This window comes from Streptomyces sp. NPDC002580, assembly GCF_042889485.1.
GTDB lineage: Bacteria > Actinomycetota > Actinomycetes > Streptomycetales > Streptomycetaceae > Streptomyces.
Genome location: NZ_JBIAQZ010000012.1, coordinates 320,926 through 338,985, shown reverse-complemented (window position 1 = coordinate 338,985; position 18,060 = coordinate 320,926). Strand labels below are relative to the sequence as shown.

The 18,060-nt window shown below is 69.8% G+C and carries 12 protein-coding genes; 4 read left to right on the top strand and 8 right to left on the bottom strand.

All coding sequences use genetic code 11. The features are described from left to right. Nucleotides 1–375 precede the first annotated feature (375 nt). The 3 genes from ACFYW7_RS32955 to thyX form a co-directional block, all read right to left on the bottom strand. Complete coding sequence (locus ACFYW7_RS32955) at nucleotides 376–2,061, bottom strand: ribonuclease J (protein ID WP_389509121.1); 1,686 nt, start codon at nucleotides 2,059–2,061, stop codon at nucleotides 376–378. Nucleotides 2,062–2,196: 135 nt separating this feature from the next. Then, nucleotides 2,197–3,096, bottom strand: a complete 900-nt coding sequence (gene dapA, locus ACFYW7_RS32950; RefSeq protein WP_389509119.1) for a 4-hydroxy-tetrahydrodipicolinate synthase — start codon at nucleotides 3,094–3,096, stop codon at nucleotides 2,197–2,199. A 211-nt stretch (nucleotides 3,097–3,307) separates the two neighbouring features. Continuing rightward, entirely contained in the window at nucleotides 3,308–4,048 is a 741-nt protein-coding gene (thyX, locus tag ACFYW7_RS32945; protein ID WP_389509117.1) for an FAD-dependent thymidylate synthase, read from the bottom strand. A gap of 369 nt (nucleotides 4,049–4,417) precedes the next feature. Between thyX and ACFYW7_RS32940 the strand changes: the two genes are divergently transcribed. Then, nucleotides 4,418–4,975 (top strand): hypothetical protein, encoded by a 558-nt coding sequence (locus ACFYW7_RS32940; protein ID WP_389509115.1) that lies wholly within the window; start codon nucleotides 4,418–4,420, stop codon nucleotides 4,973–4,975. An 82-nt stretch (nucleotides 4,976–5,057) separates the two neighbouring features. Here the strand turns inward: ACFYW7_RS32940 and ACFYW7_RS32935 are convergent, their stop codons facing one another. The 5 genes from ACFYW7_RS32935 to rpsO form a co-directional block, all read right to left on the bottom strand. Next, nucleotides 5,058–5,513, bottom strand: coding sequence for a hypothetical protein (locus tag ACFYW7_RS32935; RefSeq protein ID WP_389509113.1), 456 nt, complete (start codon nucleotides 5,511–5,513; stop codon nucleotides 5,058–5,060). Nucleotides 5,514–5,544: 31 nt separating this feature from the next. After that, entirely contained in the window at nucleotides 5,545–6,297 is a 753-nt protein-coding gene (dapB, locus tag ACFYW7_RS32930; RefSeq protein WP_389509111.1) for a 4-hydroxy-tetrahydrodipicolinate reductase, read from the bottom strand. A gap of 26 nt (nucleotides 6,298–6,323) precedes the next feature. Next, nucleotides 6,324–7,703: a M16 family metallopeptidase gene (locus ACFYW7_RS32925; protein WP_389509109.1), complete on the bottom strand. Its 1,380-nt coding sequence runs from the start codon at nucleotides 7,701–7,703 to the stop codon at nucleotides 6,324–6,326. Next, nucleotides 7,700–9,916: a polyribonucleotide nucleotidyltransferase gene (locus ACFYW7_RS32920; protein ID WP_389509107.1), complete on the bottom strand. Its 2,217-nt coding sequence runs from the start codon at nucleotides 9,914–9,916 to the stop codon at nucleotides 7,700–7,702. The genes ACFYW7_RS32925 and ACFYW7_RS32920 overlap by 4 nt, the downstream gene beginning before the upstream one ends. Before the next feature lie 363 nt (nucleotides 9,917–10,279). Further along, the gene (gene rpsO, locus ACFYW7_RS32915; protein ID WP_389509105.1) at nucleotides 10,280–10,570 is read right to left on the bottom strand and encodes a 30S ribosomal protein S15; all 291 of its coding nucleotides are present in this window, start codon (nucleotides 10,568–10,570) and stop codon (nucleotides 10,280–10,282) included. A gap of 263 nt (nucleotides 10,571–10,833) precedes the next feature. On the opposite strand from rpsO, the gene ACFYW7_RS32910 reads away from it, so the two are divergent. From ACFYW7_RS32910 to ACFYW7_RS32900, 3 genes are all read left to right on the top strand, one after another. Beyond that, a complete protein-coding gene (locus ACFYW7_RS32910) occupies nucleotides 10,834–11,130 on the top strand; it encodes a DUF397 domain-containing protein (RefSeq protein ID WP_389509103.1) in 297 nt (98 codons plus the stop codon). A gap of 765 nt (nucleotides 11,131–11,895) precedes the next feature. Next, nucleotides 11,896–15,840 carry an SCO5717 family growth-regulating ATPase gene (locus tag ACFYW7_RS32905; RefSeq protein WP_389509101.1) on the top strand — a complete coding sequence of 1,315 codons (3,945 nt, stop codon included), beginning with the start codon at nucleotides 11,896–11,898 and terminating at the stop codon, nucleotides 15,838–15,840. Between the two features lie 329 nt (nucleotides 15,841–16,169). Beyond that, the gene (locus ACFYW7_RS32900) at nucleotides 16,170–18,014 is read left to right on the top strand and encodes an ABC transporter substrate-binding protein (RefSeq protein WP_389509099.1); all 1,845 of its coding nucleotides are present in this window, start codon (nucleotides 16,170–16,172) and stop codon (nucleotides 18,012–18,014) included. Nucleotides 18,015–18,060: the final 46 nt, after the last annotated feature.

The following is an 18,060-nucleotide window of genomic DNA, read 5'->3' as shown; positions in this document are numbered from 1 at the left end:
CCCTCTCGGGCTTTCCTCCGGGCGCTTCCCTTCGGTCTTGCGTTTCCGACTCTACCAGACCGTTTCCGTATCCGATTTCCTCGGCGCTTTCCAGGATCCCGCTTCCGCGTTTCCCTTTCCGGCGAGTCCAAACTCTATCAGAACCTTTCGGGCCTGATTTCCTCGGTGCTTTCCAGGTTTTCGCTCTCGCGTTTTCCCTTTTCAGCGACTCCGACTTTATCAGAAGTTCTGAGTCGGAATTCCCGCCCCATCGGGGACCGACTCCGGAGCGCGAAGCTGCCGGGGTCCCGTTCAGGCGGAGCAGTAAACGTACTGGAGCGGGGAGCCCCGATGCAAATCGGGGCTCCCCGCTCCTGGTACGGCGCTTGCAGGGGGTCAGACCTCGACGACGACCGGCAGGATCATCGGGCGTCGGCGGTAGGTGTCGGAGACCCACTTGCCCAGCGTGCGGCGGATGAGCTGCTGCAGCTGATGAGGCTCCACCACACCGTCCGCGGCAGACCGTTCCAGGACTTCCCTGATCTTCGGGACGACGTCGACGAACACGGAGTCGTCGATGCCGGAACCGCGTGCCTGCACGTGCGGGCCGGCGGTGAGCTTGCCCGTGCTGGCGTCCATCACCACGAAGACCGAGATGATGCCCTCGTCGCCGAGGATCTTGCGGTCCTTGAGCGCGGGCTCACCGACGTCACCGACCGAGAGGCCGTCGACGTACACGTAACCGGCCTGGACCTTGCCGGAGATCTTCGCCTTGCCGTCGATCAGGTCGACGACGACGCCGTCCTCGGCGATCACGATGCGGTCGTGCGGGACGCCGGTCAGGGCTCCGAGCTCGGCGTTGGCGCGCAGGTGACGCCATTCGCCGTGCACCGGCATCAGGTTGCGCGGCTTGCAGATGTTGTAGAAGTACAGCAGCTCGCCGGCCGAGGCGTGGCCCGAGACGTGCACCTTGGCGTTGCCCTTGTGGACGACGTTCGCGCCCCAGCGGGTCAGGCCGTTGATGACGCGGTAGACCGCGTTCTCGTTGCCCGGGATCAGGGACGACGCGAGGATCACCGTGTCGCCCTGGACGATCCGGATCTGGTGGTCGCGGTTCGCCATCCGGGAGAGGGCGGCCATCGGCTCACCCTGGGAGCCCGTACAGACGAGCACGATCTGGTGATCGGGGAGATCGTCGAGCGTCTTGACGTCGACCACCAGGCCCGGCGGGACCTTCAGGTAGCCGAGGTCCCGGGCGATGCCCATGTTGCGGACCATCGAGCGGCCGACGAAGGCGACCCGGCGGCCGTACTCGTGGGCCGTGTCGAGGATCTGCTGGATGCGGTGCACGTGGCTGGCGAAGCTCGCCACGATGATCCGCTTGCTGGCGTTCGCGAAGACCTGGCGCAGCACGTTCTGGATGTCGCGCTCGGGCGGGACGAAGCCGGGGACCTCGGCGTTCGTGGAGTCCGAGAGGAGAAGGTCGATGCCCTCCTCGCTGAGGCGCGCGAACGCGTGCAGGTCCGTGAGACGGCCGTCCAGCGGGAGCTGGTCCATCTTGAAGTCGCCCGTGTGGACGACCATGCCCGCGGGCGTGCGGATGGCCACCGCGAGGGCGTCCGGGATGGAGTGGTTGACCGCGACGAACTCGCAGTCGAAGGGGCCGATGCGCTCGCGGTGCCCCTCGGTCACCTCAAGGGTGTAGGGGCGGATGCGGTGCTCCTGGAGCTTCGCCTCGATGAGCGCGAGGGTCAGCTTGGAGCCGATCAGCGGGATGTCCGGCTTCTCGCGCAGGAGGAACGGGACGCCGCCGATGTGGTCCTCGTGGCCGTGCGTGAGCACGATGCCCTCGATGTCGTCGAGGCGGTCCCTGATGGACGTGAAGTCCGGCAGGATCAGGTCGATTCCGGGCTGCTCCTCCTCGGGGAAGAGCACTCCGCAGTCGACGATCAGCAGGCGGCCTCCGTACTCGAAGACCGTCATGTTCCGGCCGATCTCGCCGAGACCACCGAGCGGGGTGACCCGCAGGCCGCCCTTCGGGAGGACGGGCGGTTTGCCGAGTTCAGGATGCGGATGACTCAAAAGACTCTCCTCACCACACACGCCACGTACCTGGCAAGGCACGTGGCGCGCGTGACGTTCGTGCAGTAGCAGTTGTCTGTGTGGGGTGCAGGCCGATGGCCTGCGGTTCTACGTATTCAGTTGTGAAGTCTTTGGCTAAAGCTCTACCCCGCCGGCGCCAAGATCGATCTTGAGCTGTTCGGTCTCCTCGGGAGACAGTTCGACCATCGGGGCGCGCAGCGGACCGGCGGGCAGTCCCTGGAGGGCTAGCGCGGCCTTGGTCGTCATGACGCCCTGGGTGCGGAACATGCCGGTGAAGACGGGGAGCAGCTTCTGGTGGATCTCGGTGGCCTTCTGGACGTCGCCCGAGAGATGCGCGTCGAGCATCGCGCGCAGTTCAGGAGTGACGACGTGGCCCACCACGGAGACGAAGCCCACCGCGCCGACGGAGAGCAGCGGCAGGTTCAGCATGTCGTCGCCCGAGTACCAGGCAAGGCCGGAGCGGGCGATGGCCCAGCTGGCGCGGCCCAGGTCTCCCTTGGCGTCCTTGTTGGCGACGATACGCGGGTGCTCGGCCAGGCGCACCAGGGTTTCGGTGTTGATCGGGACGCCGCTGCGGCCGGGGATGTCGTAGAGCATGACCGGCAGTTCGGTCGCGTCGGCGATGGCCGAGAAGTGCCGGAACAGGCCCTCCTGCGGGGGCTTGTTGTAGTACGGGGTCACGACCAGCAGGCCGTGCGCGCCGGTCTTCTCGGCGGCGCGGGCCAGCTCGATGCTGTGGCGGGTGTCGTTCGTACCGACGCCGGCGACGATGTGGGCACGGTCGCCCACAGCCTCGAGAACGGCGCGTACGAGCTCCGATTTCTCCGCGTCGCTGGTGGTCGGGGACTCACCGGTGGTGCCGTTGACGATCAGGCCGTCGTTGCCTGCGTCCACGAGGTGGGTGGCGAGCCGCTGAGCGCCGTCGAGGTCGAGTGCGCCGTCCGCCGTGAACGGCGTGACCATGGCGGTGAGGACCCGCCCGAAGGGGGTCTGCGGAGTGGAGGTCGGAGCCATGGGTAATACGCTACTCGCTGCTCAACGCGGGGTCTGCCCTCAGGGGACACGACAAAGCATGACAAAGGTGGAACCCGGCACTGCCTGCTCGGGGGTTCAAGCAGTGCCGGGTCCGTTTGATCAGGCTAGATGAACTTCGCGAAATGCCGCAATACGGACACTTCGCTCAGCTGATCCGTACATCTGTGCCGGACCTGTGCGCGGAGGCGCTTTACGGCGCCACGCGTCCGTTGGCGTTGTAGGCCGCATGTGTGAGCGGCATGAGCCTCGCCCACTCCGCTTCCATCTTCTCGCCGACCATCTCGATCTCCCGCTGCGGGAAGGACGGGACCTTGGCGAGCTCGTGCTGGGTACGCAGTCCGAGGAAATGCATCAGGGAACGCGCGTTGCACGTGGCGTACATCGAGGAGAAGAGTCCGACCGGCAGGGTGGCGCGGGCCACCTCCCGGGCGACACCGGCGGCGAGCATCTCCTGGTAGGCGGCGTAGGCCTGCCGGTAGGAGTCCTCCATCACCCGCGCCGTGAGCTCCCGCTGCTCCTGGGTGCCCTCGACGAAGACGTACTTGCCGGGGCGGCCCTCCTGGACCAGCTTCCGAGAGGCGTCCGGGACATAGAAGACCGGCTCCAGCTCCCTGTAGCGGCCCGACTCCTCGTTGTACGACCACCCGACCCTGTGCCTCATGAACTCGCGGAAGACGAAGATCGGGGCACTGACGAAGAACGTCATCGAGTTGTGCTCGAAGGGGCTGCCGTGGCGGTCCCGCATGAGGTAGTTGATCAGGCCCTTGGAGCGCTCCGGGTCCTTCTGCAGTTCTTCCAGCGACTGCTCCCCGGCGGTGGAGACACGGGCGGCGAACAGCACGTCGGCGTCGGAGGCCGTGTGCTTGATCAGCTCGACGGTGACATCACTGCGGAAACTGGGCTTGAGGTCGTCGGCCGGGGTGTCGGTCACGGTGCGGAAGGTCCTTCCCATCGCTGGCTCGGGCGGCGACCACTCTACGGCCCGGCACTGACAACGGGGCGTTCGGTACCGTGCCGCGACATTCGCCGCCGAACTTGCGTGAGTCAGGTGATATCGGGTGCTTCTCGCGGTGCCCGGCCGTCCGCACGGCGCTCGTCGGCCCGGCGTGACGGAGGGGACAGCCGGGTCCCCGATCCGCGGAACACCCGTTCCGTCACAGGATCCGTCACCTGCGGATACGCAGCGTTCCGAAGCCTCCGACGGCCGCTGACCCTTCCGGACCCCCAAGGGTGGTGAGGTGTCATCCGGCTCGATAACCTCACCGGGCACAGCCCATGCGTGGATGAGTGAGGATCAGTCGTGCCCCTGCCCTTCCTGACGGCGGACCGCGCTTTTGACGAGGTGGCGGAGGATGTCGCGCTGCCCTTCGAGGACCGCGACCACTGGCGGCGTCCCTACCGGCCCGGTCCGTGGCGGGTGGGCGCGGCCGCGCTCGTCCTGCTGCTCGCCTCGTTCGTCCTCGTCGCGGCCGTGATCATCGCCGTCGCCGGGCGGGTGCCCGCCGCCGGGGCCTGCATGACGGGGGCCGCGGTCGTCATACTGTGCGCGCTGCGCCTGCTGCGCGTGGGTGTGTGGGTCAGCGCCCGAGGGCTGCGCAGGGTGGGCTTCTTCGTCACGCACACGACCCCCTGGGATCAGGTCGTGGCGGTGCGCACGGTGCAGCAGCCGGTGCGCTGGCTGGGACTGCCGCGCACGGTCCAGGGCCAGGCCCTGACGCTCGTCCGTGGCGACCGGGCGCCCGGGGAGGTTCCGCCGCTGATGACCACGCACAACGCCGACTTCCTGGCGCGTACGGAGGCCTTCGACCGGGCGGCGGACGTCGTCGAGGTGTGGGCCGAGGAGTACCGGCGGGTCTGAGTCGCCCGCCCGGGCGCACGATCACGTCGACGAAGGGGCCGGTCCGCTCGGTGCGGGCCGGCCCCTTCGTCGTACGGACCGATCAGGCTTCCAGGGGTGTCCTGCCCTCGTGAAGGGCGATGGCCCGCTGCATGGCCTTGCGGGCCCGCGGGGTGTCGCGGGCGTCGTGGTAGGCGACCGCGAGGCGGAACCAGCTGCGCCAGTCGTCCGGGGCGTCCTCGGTCTCGGCCTTGCGGCGGGCGAAGACCTCGTCGGCCGAGTCACGGTCGATGCGGCCGTACTCGGTGCGCCGCAGCTCGTCGACGGGCAGTCCGCCCTCGGCGTCGAGCACGGCGGCGAGCCGGTTGGCCTTCTGGACGAACCGGGTGTTCATCCAGAGGAACCAGACACCGATGACCGGGAGGATGAGCACCGCGACCCCGAAGGTGACGGTGATCAGGGTGCCGTGCTCGATGAGCAGCACGCCCCGGCTGCCGACCAGGACGAAATAGACGACCAGGACGGCGGCCGTGACGGCATAGGTGATCTTCGCGCGCATGTCTGTCGGCTAACTGTCGTACGTCCCCGGCTCAGCCGAGGTCGAGGAAGTGTTCCAGGCCGAAGGTGAGGCCCGGGGTGGTCACCACGCGGCGGGCGCCGAGCAGGATGCCCGGCATGAAGCTGCTGTGGTGGAGGGAGTCGTGACGGACGGTCAGGGTCTCGCCCTCACCGCCGAGCAGGACCTCCTGGTGGGCCAGGAGGCCGCGCAGCCGGACCGAGTGCACCGGGACGCCGTCGACGTCGGCGCCGCGGGCTCCGTCCAGGGCGGTCACCGTGGCGTCGGGCTGCGGGGCGCTGCCCGCACGTTCCCGGGCCTCGGCGATGAGCTGGGCGGTGCGGGTGGCGGTGCCGCTGGGGGCGTCCACCTTGTTCGGGTGGTGCAGCTCGATGACCTCGACGGACTCGAAGTACGGGGCGGCGACCTCGGCGAACTTCATCGTCAGTACGGCCCCGATGGAGAAGTTGGGCGCGATGAGCACGCCGGTCTCCGGGGACGCGGCCAGCGAGGTGCCGAGCTGCGCGAGACGCTCCTCGGTCCAGCCGGTCGTACCGACCACGGCGTGGATGCCGTGCCGGACGCAGAAGTCGAGGTTGCCCATCACCGAGGCCGGGGTGGTCAGCTCGACCACGACCTGCGCCCCGGTGTCGACCAGCGTCTCCAGTTTGTCGCCGCGGCCCAGCGCGGCCACCAGCTCCATGTCCTCGGCGGCCTCGACGGCTCGTACCGCCTCGGCCCCGATCCGGCCCTTGGCACCGAGGACCGCCACGCGCAGCTTGCTCATTGCTTCGTTCCTTACCGAGACGGGATTTACGCGACCGCGTCGTGCAGCCGGGACGCCTGCTTGTCCTTGACCGGACCGATGACCGCCAGCGAGGGCCGCTGTCCCAGGATGTCCCGGGCGACGGAGCGGACCTCGTCCGGGGTGACCGACGCTATCTCGGCCAGCATGTCGTCGACCGACATCTGCTCGCCCCAGCACAGCTCGCTCTTGCCGATACGGTTCATCAGCGCGCCGGTGTCCTCCAGACCGAGGACGGTGGAGCCCTGGAGCTGGCCGATGGCGCGGCCGATCTCGTCGTCCGAGAGGCCGTGTTCGGCGACCTGGTCGAGCTCGTCGCGGCAGAGCTTGAGGACGTCGTGGACCTGGCTCGGGCGGCAGCCGGCGTAGACGCCGAAGAGGCCGCAGTCGGCGAAGCCCGAGGTGTACGAGTACACGCTGTAGGCCAGGCCGCGCTTCTCGCGGACCTCCTGGAACAGCCGGGAGGACATGCCACCGCCGAGGGCGGTGTTCAGGACGCCGAGGGCCCAGCGGCGGTCGTCGGTGCGGGGCAGGCCCGGCATGCCGAGGACGATGTGGGCCTGTTCGGTCTTGCGGCCGAGCAGTTCGACGCGGCCCGCGGTGCGGATGGTGCGCCGGCCGTCGCGCGGGGCGATGGGAGTCGCCTCGGCGTTCTTGAAGGCGCCGGCCTTCTCGAAGGCGGAGCGGACCTGGCGTACGACCTTGTTGTGGTCGACGTTGCCGGCGCAGGCCACGACGAGGTGCGTCGGGTCGTAGTGCTTCTTGTAGAAGCGGCGGATGCGGTCCGCGGTGAGGGCGTTGACCGTGCCGACCGTACCGAGGACCGGGCGGCCGAGGGGGGTGTCGCCGAGCATGGTGTGCGCGAACAGGTCGTGCACGCAGTCGCCCGGGTCGTCCTCGGTCATCGCGATCTCTTCGAGGATCGCCCCGCGTTCGACGTTGACGTCGTCCTCGCGGATGAGCGAGCCGGTCAGCATGTCGCAGACGACGTCGATGGCGAGCGGCAGGTCGGTGTCGAGCACGCGCGCGTAGTAGCACGTGTACTCCTTGGCCGTGAACGCGTTCATCTCGCCGCCGACCGCGTCGATCGCCGAGGAGATGTCCAGGGCGGACCTGCGGTCGGTGCCCTTGAAGAGCAGGTGCTCCAGGTAGTGCGTGGCGCCGTTCAGGGTGGGGGTCTCGTCGCGGGAGCCCACGTGCGCCCAGATGCCGAACGTGGCCGACCGTACGGAGGGGAGCGTCTCGGTGACGATGCGCAGGCCGCCGGGGAGGGTGGTCTTGCGGACCGTACCGATGCCGTTCGCTCCCTTGATCAGTGTTTGGGTACGGGCGACGGCCCGCACCTCGGAAGAGGTGCGGGCCGTCGTCGTGGAGCTGCTCGACGTCACTTGTCGGTGTCGTCCTTCGTCTCGTCGTCGCCTTCACCCTCGACCACGGGGATCAGGGAGAGCTTGCCACGGGAGTCGATCTCGGCGATCTCGACCTGGACCTTGGAGCCCACGGCGAGGACGTCCTCGACGTTCTCCACGCGCTTGCCACCGGCGAGCTTGCGGATCTGCGAGATGTGCAGCAGTCCGTCCTTGCCGGGGAGCAGCGACACGAACGCACCGAAGGTCGTCGTCTTCACGACGGTGCCCAGGTAGCGCTCGCCGACCTCCGGCATGGTCGGGTTGGCGATCGCGTTGATCGTGGCGCGCGCGGCCTCGGCCTGCGAGCCCTGCTGGGCACCGATGTAGATGGTGCCGTCGTCCTCGATCGTGATGTCCGCGCCGGTGTCCTCCTGGATCTGGTTGATCATCTTGCCCTTCGGGCCGATGACCTCACCGATCTTGTCCACGGGGATCTTGACGGTGATGATCCGCGGGGCGTTCGGGGACATCTCGTCCGGCGTGTCGATCGCTTCCATCATCACGTCGAGGATGTGGAGGCGGGCGTCGCGGGCCTGCTTGAGGGCCGCGGCCAGGACGGAGGCGGGGATGCCGTCCAGCTTGGTGTCGAGCTGGAGGGCGGTCACGAACTCCTTGGTACCGGCGACCTTGAAGTCCATGTCGCCGAAGGCGTCCTCCGCACCGAGGATGTCGGTGAGGGCGACGTAGTGCGTCTGGCCGTCGATCTCCTGGGAGATCAGACCCATGGCGATACCCGCGACGGGGGCCTTCAGCGGCACACCAGCGTTGAGCAGCGACATCGTGGAGGCGCAGACCGAGCCCATGGACGTCGAGCCGTTGGAGCCGAGGGCCTCGGACACCTGACGGATCGCGTAGGGGAACTCCTCGCGGGTCGGCAGGACCGGCACGATCGCGCGCTCGGCGAGCGCGCCGTGGCCGATCTCGCGGCGCTTCGGGGAGCCGACGCGGCCCGTCTCACCGACGGAGTACGGCGGGAAGTTGTAGTTGTGCATGTAGCGCTTGCGGGTCACCGGGGAGAGGGTGTCCAGCTGCTGCTCCATGCGGAGCATGTTGAGGGTGGTGACGCCCAGGATCTGGGTCTCGCCACGCTCGAACAGCGCCGAGCCGTGCACGCGCGGGATGGCCTCGACCTCGGCGGCCAGCGTACGGATGTCCGTGACGCCGCGGCCGTCGATGCGGACCTTGTCCTTGATGACGCGCTCGCGGACCAGCTTCTTGGTCAGCGCGCGGTACGCGGCGGAGATCTCCTTCTCGCGACCCTCGAACTGCGGGAGCAGCTTCTCGGCGGCGATCTCCTTGACGCGGTCCAGCTCGGCCTCGCGGTCCTGCTTGCCGGCGATGGTGAGCGCCTGGGCGAGCTCGCTCTTGACCGCGGCGGTCAGGGCCTCGAAGACGTCGTCCTGGTAGTCCAGGAAGACGGGGAACTCGCCGGTCGGCTTGGCGGCCTTCGCGGCGAGGTCCGACTGCGCCTTGCACAGGACCTTGATGAAGGGCTTCGCGGCGTCGAGGCCGGAGGCCACGACCTCCTCGGTCGGCGCCTCGGCGCCACCCTGGACGAGCGTGATCGTCTTGTCGGTGGCCTCGGCCTCGACCATCATGATCGCGACGTCGCCGTCCTCGAGGACGCGACCGGCGACGACCATGTCGAAGACGGCGTCCTCGAGCTCGGTGTGCGTCGGGAACGCGACCCACTGGCCGTTGATCAGCGCGACGCGGACGCCGCCGACCGGGCCGGAGAAGGGCAGGCCGGCCAGCTGCGTCGACGCGGACGCGGCGTTGATCGCCACGACGTCGTACAGGTGGTCGGGGTTGAGCGCCATGATCGTGGCGACGACCTGGATCTCGTTGCGAAGGCCCTTCTTGAAGGACGGACGCAGCGGGCGGTCGATCAGACGGCAGGTGAGGATCGCGTCCTCGGAGGGACGGCCCTCGCGGCGGAAGAAGCTGCCGGGGATCTTGCCGGCGGCGTACATGCGCTCCTCGACGTCCACCGTGAGGGGGAAGAAGTCGAGCTGGTCCTTGGGCTTCTTCGAAGCGGTGGTGGCCGACAGCACCATGGTGTCGTCGTCCAGGTACGCGACGGCGGAACCGGCGGCCTGCCTGGCCAGCCTGCCCGTCTCGAAGCGGATGGTGCGGGTGCCGAAGGAACCGTTGTCGATGACGGCCTCGGTGTAGTGGGTCTCGTTCTCCACTAGTGTTTTCTCCTCGTCTTCGTCCCGGTCCTGCCCGTGTGGCAGGGGGACGGTGGCGGAGAGGCGCTCCTACTGGTGCGGGCCGGTCTTCGATCGAAGCACCCGGGTTCTTTCGCCCGGGGGCCACTACCGAGGACCGGCGGCGGCGAGGTGCGCTTCTCCTCGTTCGTCGACGTGAGATGCCCTACCCGGCGGGTACGGCGTCGTCACGCTGTGTTTCCTACGTGCGGTTTCCTGCGTATTGCGTTGTGCTACCACACTACAAAGCGTCAGTGACACTCCGCACGTAGAGAGCGCGTGCGGCAACACATACAGCAAAAGGAGCGGCTCCCAAGATGTGGGAACCGCTCCCTCCACGGCGTCTTACTTGGCGCCGCCGGCCGCACCACGACGGATGCCCAGGCGGTCGACCAGCGCACGGAAGCGCTGGATGTCCTTCTTGGCCAAGTACTGAAGCAGGCGGCGACGCTGGCCGACCAGGATCAGAAGACCACGGCGGGAGTGGTGGTCGTGCTTGTGCATCTTGAGGTGCTCGGTCAGGTCCGAGATGCGGCGCGAGAGCATGGCGACCTGGACCTCGGGGGAGCCGGTGTCGCCCTCCTTCTGACCGAACTCGCTGATGAGCTGCTTCTTCGTAGCGGCGTCGAGCGGCACGCTTACTCCTTGTAGTCTCGTGTCTGCCACCGAGTGCCCCTGGTCGAATTCTCAGGGGAGCTTCCGTTACTCGGGAGGCGGGGATCCGTCGGGCGCGGCCTCCGGAGCAGCGCTCCGGGGGTGCGTACACAAACGGCCGTTCACAGGGTACCAGCCTGGCCGGATGCGTCTGTCCGGGTCTGCGAACCTTCCCGGTCGGCGCGGACCGGGCCACTAGGGTGACGGCACAGGTCATTCGTACGTGGGGAAGGGGCCGGCGGATCATGGCCGAGGAAGCGGACATCGACGTCAAGGCGCGCAAGGAGCGGGAGAAGGACGAGCTCTACGCCCTCGACATCTCGGACGTCGCGTGGCAGAGCGCGCCGGGCACCGAGGAGCACGAGGAGCGGGTCGAGATCGCGTATCTGCCCGGGGGCGCGGTGGCCATGCGGTCGTCGCTCGACCCCGGGACGGTCCTGCGGTACACGGAGGCGGAGTGGCGTGCCTTCGTCCTGGGCGCCCGGGACGGCGAGTTCGACCTGGAGCCGGCGCGGGGCAACGGCGGCCTTCCGGCGGAGTAGCGGCGCGGCCCGAATGCGGGTCGGGAGCATTCCGGCCGGCCGGGTTCCGTGGAGGCCGTCAGCTGCACGGAGACCGTGAGTCGACGGGATCACCGGGAAGCCATGGGGTCGGTACGGAGGGAAATCCGTGCCGGCCCTTTTTTTCTGCGCCCCTTTCGCCACGGCGCCCCCTCCGCCATGACGCCCCTTCGCTACGACGTCCTCTTCGCTACGACGTCCTCTTCGCCATGACGCCCTTTTCCCACAGCACCCCGTCTCCGCACCTCTGCTCTCCGCGACCTCGCTCCCGCTCTCCGCGCCCTCACCCCCTGCCCCCTTTCTCCGGGCCCCCTTTCCGTGCGTCCACTTCCTCGCACGCCTTCCTCGGCACCCGCCCTCCTCCCGCCGGCCGACCGCCCGCGGAGGTGGAGCCGTGTTCCCGGTCGCTCGCGCAGGCGAGTCAAGTGCCCTCCAGATGCAACTGTTTGTCGGTTTTGGGGGTCAATGGTGAGCGTGTGCAGGCCACTTCTGGGCAGGGTGTGACGTAGTGGGCGGTCGTGGGTGGGTGGACAGGCCTGCCCTCCGGACAGCCATGGTGATTAGGCTGGGAGCGGGCGCGACGCCGGAACCCGTGGACGGGTGGCTCGCGTCCAGGAGGGAGTCGGGTCAATTCGGACTCCCCCGTACGGACTTCGGACGGCCTCGGTCGTCCATGGACGTCCACGGACGACAAGTAACGGTCGCCCCGGCACGGCTTGAGGGTGCTCGACCACACCAGGAGGAATTGTGAACAGCGATCGGGACGGGATCCGCGGGGGCTGGGCCACGCCCGGCGACGACCAGTCCGACGCCGAGTCCGCCGTCGAGACGACGGGCGAGTTCACCATCGACTACGCGCCGCCCGCCTGGTATACGCAGAACGCCTCGGGCGGTTCCGGGGGTTCGGGGGTCGCGAGGGACACGGCCGGCTCACCGGAACCGAGCGGTTCGGAGGGCTCGGCCAGCCCGGACGACCCGGCGGGCTCAGGGAGTTCGGACGACTCGGCGGGCTCGGACGCCTCGGCGTCTTCGGAGTCCCCTGTCGTCGCCGATGGTCCGACGGCCCCGGAGGGTCCTGCCGCGACACCGCTCGATCCGGCGGCCGCCTCGGCCGGTACGGAGCCCGTCGGCGACCCCGAGGCCGTGCGGCCTCCCCACGCGCAGCCCTTCGTCGCGCACCCGCCGACTCCGGCTGTCGCGCCTGTCACCGACGCCGGTGGCCCGACCGCTCTGCCCAGCCTGCCCGTTGGCGGATTCCAGGCTCGGTGGACGCCGTCCGATCCCCCGGTGCCCGTGACCGGGCCCGGCGTCCCGGTTGCCGCTTCGCCCACCCCTCCTGACAGTGCTCCGGACGAGCCGGACTCCGCGGACGGAGACTTGGAAAGCGGCGCGACGATGCGGTTCTCCGCCGTCGCGCTGAAGCGTGAGATCGCGGAGCGGGCGGCCGCGGAGACCTCCGAGTCCGCGCCCGTCGACGCGCCCACCACCGTGCCCGCTCCAGCCGCCTCGGACGATGCGGGCGCGGCCGTCCAGGCCGAAGAGGGCGACGGCACGGCGACGTCCGAGGACCACGGCGCCGACGACGGCGTGGCGGAGGACCCCTCCAAGGCCGATGCCGAAGCCGGGGCCGAAGCTCCGTCGGTGGCCGTGGTCGAGACCGAGGTCGAACCCGAGGTCGTGGTCGAACCCGAGGCCGAGGCCCCGAGCCCGCCCGCGCCTGTGGACGAGCCCAGCGCCGTGATCGAGCCCGGCGCCATGGGCGGCCACGACGCCGTGGGCGATCACGGGCCCGCGGTCGAGCCGCGGCTCGCGGACGCGCCGGAGCCCGTCATCGACCCGGTGCTCGCCTACCGGTCGTTGGAGGCCGCCTCCCAGCGGCCGGGCGTGACCGACGGACTGGTGGCGGGCCGAGGCGCCGCGACAGGCGCGGCGGTGCCGGCGCCGGACGCCGGGTCCGGGGAATCGATCGGTGCCGCCGCCGAACCCGAGGCCGATGCCAGGGCCGAGGGCGAGGCGGCGCGCTTCGTGGACGGCGCGGCCGACACGGACCGCGGGGCCTCCGAGGCCGACAGGGTCCCATCGCAGGACGAGGTCCACGACGCGGTGCCGACGCGGGGGGATTCACCCGCCGGGGGGCCGCAGGACTCCGTACCCCAGGACGCGGTGCCTCAGGTCGGCGAGCCCCAGGTCGGTGAGCCCCAGGACGCGGTGCCCGCGTTCCGGCCGGAGGAGCCCGAGGTCGTACGGGACACGCCTCCCGCCTGGGCTCCGCCGCCGGTGCCGCAGGGTGGACTGCCGCCCTTGCCGCCCTCCTACCAGCCGGCGGCGCCCGCCCCTGCCCCGCAGTGGCCTTCCACCACCGAGCCCGCACCGGCCGCGCAGGGCCAGGCTCCGTACCAGGCGCCGGTACCGCAGCAGGCCGCCGCACCGGCACCCGCACCGGGCCACCCCTTCCAGTCCCCCGTCGCGCCCGCGCCCGGCCAGCCCTTCCAGCCGCCCACCCAAGCACCCGCGCCCGGCCAGCCGTTCCAACCACCCGCCCAGGCACCCGCACCCGGCCAGCCCTTCCAGCCCGCCGCCGGTCCCGTACCCCCGGCGTGGCCCTCCCCCGGGACGGCCGTTCCGGCGGGCTCGCCGCAGGGGGCCGTGCCGGAGCGGCCGGCCGCTTCCGAGAGCCCTGTCCCGGCCGCGCCTGCGGCCGAGGCACCCGTGTCGGCTCCGCCGCGGCAGGAGGGCTACGGGTTCCCGCCGCCCGGCACTCCGGACTGGGCGTCCGCCCCGCAGAGCGGCTACGGATTCCCGCAGGCCGGTGCGGCCGCCCCGGCTCCGGCGGCCCCGCCCGCCGCGCCCCCGGGGTACGGGTTCCCGCAGCGGGACACCCCCGCCCCGGAGCAGCAGCCGCCCGTTTCGCCCGCCCCCGCCCCGGCCCCGGGTTACGGGTTCCCGCAGCAGAGCACCGCGCCCCAGGACCAGTCGCCGGTCGCCCATCCCGCCGCGCCCCAGGCACCCGGTTACGGATTCCCGCAGGCTCCCGTGCCCGGTGCGCACGTCGTGCCGCCGCAGGCCCCGGCGCCCGGCCCGCAGCAGGGCTACGGGTTCCCGCAGGCCGCGACCGGGGCTCCCGCCCCGCAGCCGGGCCACGACCTGCCGCAGCCCCGGCCCCAGGAACAGCCCCAGGCTCCCGGCCTGCCCACGGCTCAGGCACAGCCGGGGCCCTCGCACCAGCAGGGTCCCCCGCCCGTACCGCAGCAGCCCGCGGCCCCGGTCGACCCGCGGACCGGCAGCGCGTGGCCCCAGCCCGTACGGCACGACCAGCGGCAGCCCGTCAATCCCGGTGCGGCCCCGCTCGGGTACACCGCGGCGGTGGAGCTCTCCTCGGACCGGCTGCTCAACAACAAGAAGCAGAAGGTCAAGAGCGGTCGTCCGACCGCCGGCTCGTCGCGTTTCAAGCTGGGCGGCAAGAAGGAAGAGGTCGAGCGGCAGCGGAAGCTGGAGCTCATCCGGACTCCCGTGCTCTCCTGCTACCGGATCGCCGTCATCAGCCTCAAGGGCGGTGTCGGCAAGACGACCACGACCACCGCGCTCGGTTCCACGCTCGCCACCGAACGTCAGGACAAGATCCTGGCCATCGACGCCAACCCGGACGCCGGCACCCTCGGCCGCCGGGTCCGTCGCGAGACCGGCGCCACCATTCGCGACCTCGTGCAGGCGATCCCGTACATCAACTCGTACATGGACATCCGGCGGTTCACCTCCCAGGCGTCCTCCGGGCTGGAGATCATCGCCAACGACGTCGACCCGGCGGTGTCCACGGCCTTCAACGACGAGGACTACCGGCGCGCGATCGACGTGCTGGGCAAGCAGTACCCGATCATCCTGACCGACTCGGGAACGGGGCTGCTGTACAGCGCCATGCGTGGGGTGCTCGACCTGGCCGACCAGCTCATCATCATCTCCACGCCGTCGGTGGACGGGGCGAGCAGTGCCAGCACGACGCTGGACTGGCTGTCGGCGCACGGGTACGCGGACCTCGTCTCACGGTCGATCACCGTCATCTCCGGAGTGCGCGAGACCGGAAAGATGATCAAGGTGGACGACATCGTCAGCCACTTCGAGACGCGCTGCCGCGGTGTCGTGGTCGTGCCGTTCGACGAGCACCTGTCGGCGGGCGCCGAGGTCGACCTCGACATGATGCGGCCCAAGGTGCGGGAGGCGTACTTCAACCTCTCCGCGATGGTCGCCGAGGACATCGCGCGGCACCAGCAGTCGCACGGGCTGTGGACGAACGACGGCAACCCGCCGCCGGTGGCCGCCCCGCCCATGCCGGGCCAGTACGTTCCCGGGCAGCAGGCTCCGGGACAGCAGGTTCCGGGCCACCCCGCGCCGGGGCACGCTCCGCAGCCGCCCCAGCCCGGACAGCCGTACCCGCAGCCGGGACAGCCGTACCCGCAGCAGCCCGGGCAGCACTATCCGCAGGCTCCGGAGCAGGGGTACCCGCAACCCGGGCAGCCGTACCCGCAGGCGCCGGGGCAGGCGTACCCGCAACCCGGGCAGCCGTATCCGCAGGCGCCGGGGCAGGCGTACCCGCAACCGCCCCGGCCGGGTCAGCAGTTCCAGCCCGGACAGCCCTACCCGCCGGACCAGGGACAGACCCCGCCGCCCCCGGCACCCCCCGCGCCTCCTCAGCAGTAACCCGATCGGCCCCATCCAGGGGGCGGATCCCGCTCGGGCCCGCGCCGTTCACGACGGTGCGGGCCCTTCGCGTTCCCGTGGACGGCGCGGGCTCGTGTCCAGGGAGGTCACGGGCCGTCAGGCCGTCACCTGGGAGGCTTCACCGGTCTGAACCAATGAGCGAAATATTCGCGTCAACTTGTTATTTCCGCAGGCCACATGGGGTTCACACGCCGTTGACTCGCGTAGGCCGCCGCTGGTAGACACTCACATCAACCCGCCGGCGCCAGCCCGATCACGTCGTTCAACCAGCCATCTCTGTGCAAGTGATGACGCGAGGTCACCGACCCATGAACACACAAGACCAGCCCTACGGAGGCCTGCTGCGACCCCGGCTCATCGCCGCAGCGGGCATCGCAGCCCTCACCCTCTCCGCCGGTCTCGCGAGCCCGCTCAATCCGGCGCCGCAGCAGGCCGAGGCCAAGGAGGGCAAGAAGGTCCTCACCGTCGCGGTCGCGCAGAGCGTCGACTCACTGAGTCCGTTCCTGGCCTCGCGACTGGTCAGTACGAGCATCCACCGGCTCATGTACGAGTACCTGACCAACTACGACCCGGCGGACAACCACGCGATCCCCGGCCTCGCCACCAAGTGGGAGCCGTCCGCGGACAAGCTGACCTGGACGTACACCATCCGCTCGAACTCCAAGTGGTCCGACGGGCAGCGGGCCACGGCCGAGGACGCGGCGTGGACGTTCAACAAGATGATGACCGACGAGGGCGCGGCCACCGCCAACGGAAGCTTCGTCGCCAACTTCAGGAAGGTCACCGCGCCGAGCGCCGACAAGCTGGTGATCGAGCTGAAGAAGCCGCAGGCCACCATGGCCGCGCTCGACGTGCCGATCGTGCCCCAGCACGTCTGGGAGAAGGTCGGCGACTTCTCCAAGTTCAACAACGACAAGAGCTTCCCGATCGTCGGCAACGGTCCGTTCGTCCTGACGGACTACAAGGCCGACAGCTACGTGCGGCTGAAGCCCAACAAGTCCTTCTGGCGCGGGGCTCCCAAGTTCGACGAACTGGTCTTCAAGTACTACAAGGACGGGGACGCGGCCGTCGCGGCGCTGCGGAAGGGCGAGGTCTCCTTCGTCTCCAATCTCACCCCGGCGCAGGCCACCGCGCTCGGGTCCGAGCAGCACATCAAGGTCAACGACGCCCCGGGACGCCGCTTCTACGCCCTGGCCACCAACCCCGGCGCCCAGGCCAGGAACGGCAAGCAGTTCGGTGACGGCGCCAAGTCGCTGCTCGACCAGAAGGTCCGCCAGGCGCTGTTCATGTCGATCGACCGGCAGACCCTGATCGACAAGGTGTTCCAGGGGCACGCCGTCCTGGGCGAGGGCTACATCCCGCCGCGCTTCTCGACGTACTCCTGGAAACCGTCGGCGAGCCAGACACTGGCGTACGACCCGGCGAAGGCGGCGAAACTCCTCGACCAGGCGGGCTACAAGAAGAACGCCGACGGCAAGCGCGTCGAGAAGAACGGCAAGCCGATCGACTACCGCATCCTGTGCCACGCCACCGACCCGAACGACAAGGCCGTCGGGCAGTACGTGAAGGAGTGGTTCGGGAAGCTGGGCATCGGGGTCACGCTCAACTGCCTCGACAACGTGACCGACCCGTGGCTGGCCGGCGAGTACGACCTCGCCTTCGACGGCTGGTCCGTCAACCCCGACCCGGACTTCGTCCTGTCGATCCACACCTGTGACGCCCTGCCCGCCACCCCGAAGGACACCGGGGCGACGGACAACTTCATCTGCGACAGGAAGTACGACGGGCTGTACCGGCGGCAGCTCGCCGAGTACGACACCGCCCAGCGGACGGACCTCGTCAAACAGATGCAGTCACGGCTGTACGACACCGGCTACATGAACGTCATGGCGTACCCGAACGCGGTCGAGGCCTACCGCACCGACCAGATCAAGTCGATCGAGACGATGCCGAAGGCCGCGGGCAACATCTACGGCCAGGACGGTTACTGGAGCTGGTGGTCGGCGGTTCCGGCGGACTCCTCCGGTGCGTCCTCCGACGGTTCGAGCTCGACGGGCGTCATCATCGGCATCGTCGCGGGCGTCGTCGTCCTCGTGGGCGCCGGTGCGTTTCTCGCGATGCGCCGCCGCTCGACGGCCGAGGACCGTGAGTAGCGCCGTACCGCGCCCAGGGGCACCCCGCGCGCACGCGCACGGGGTC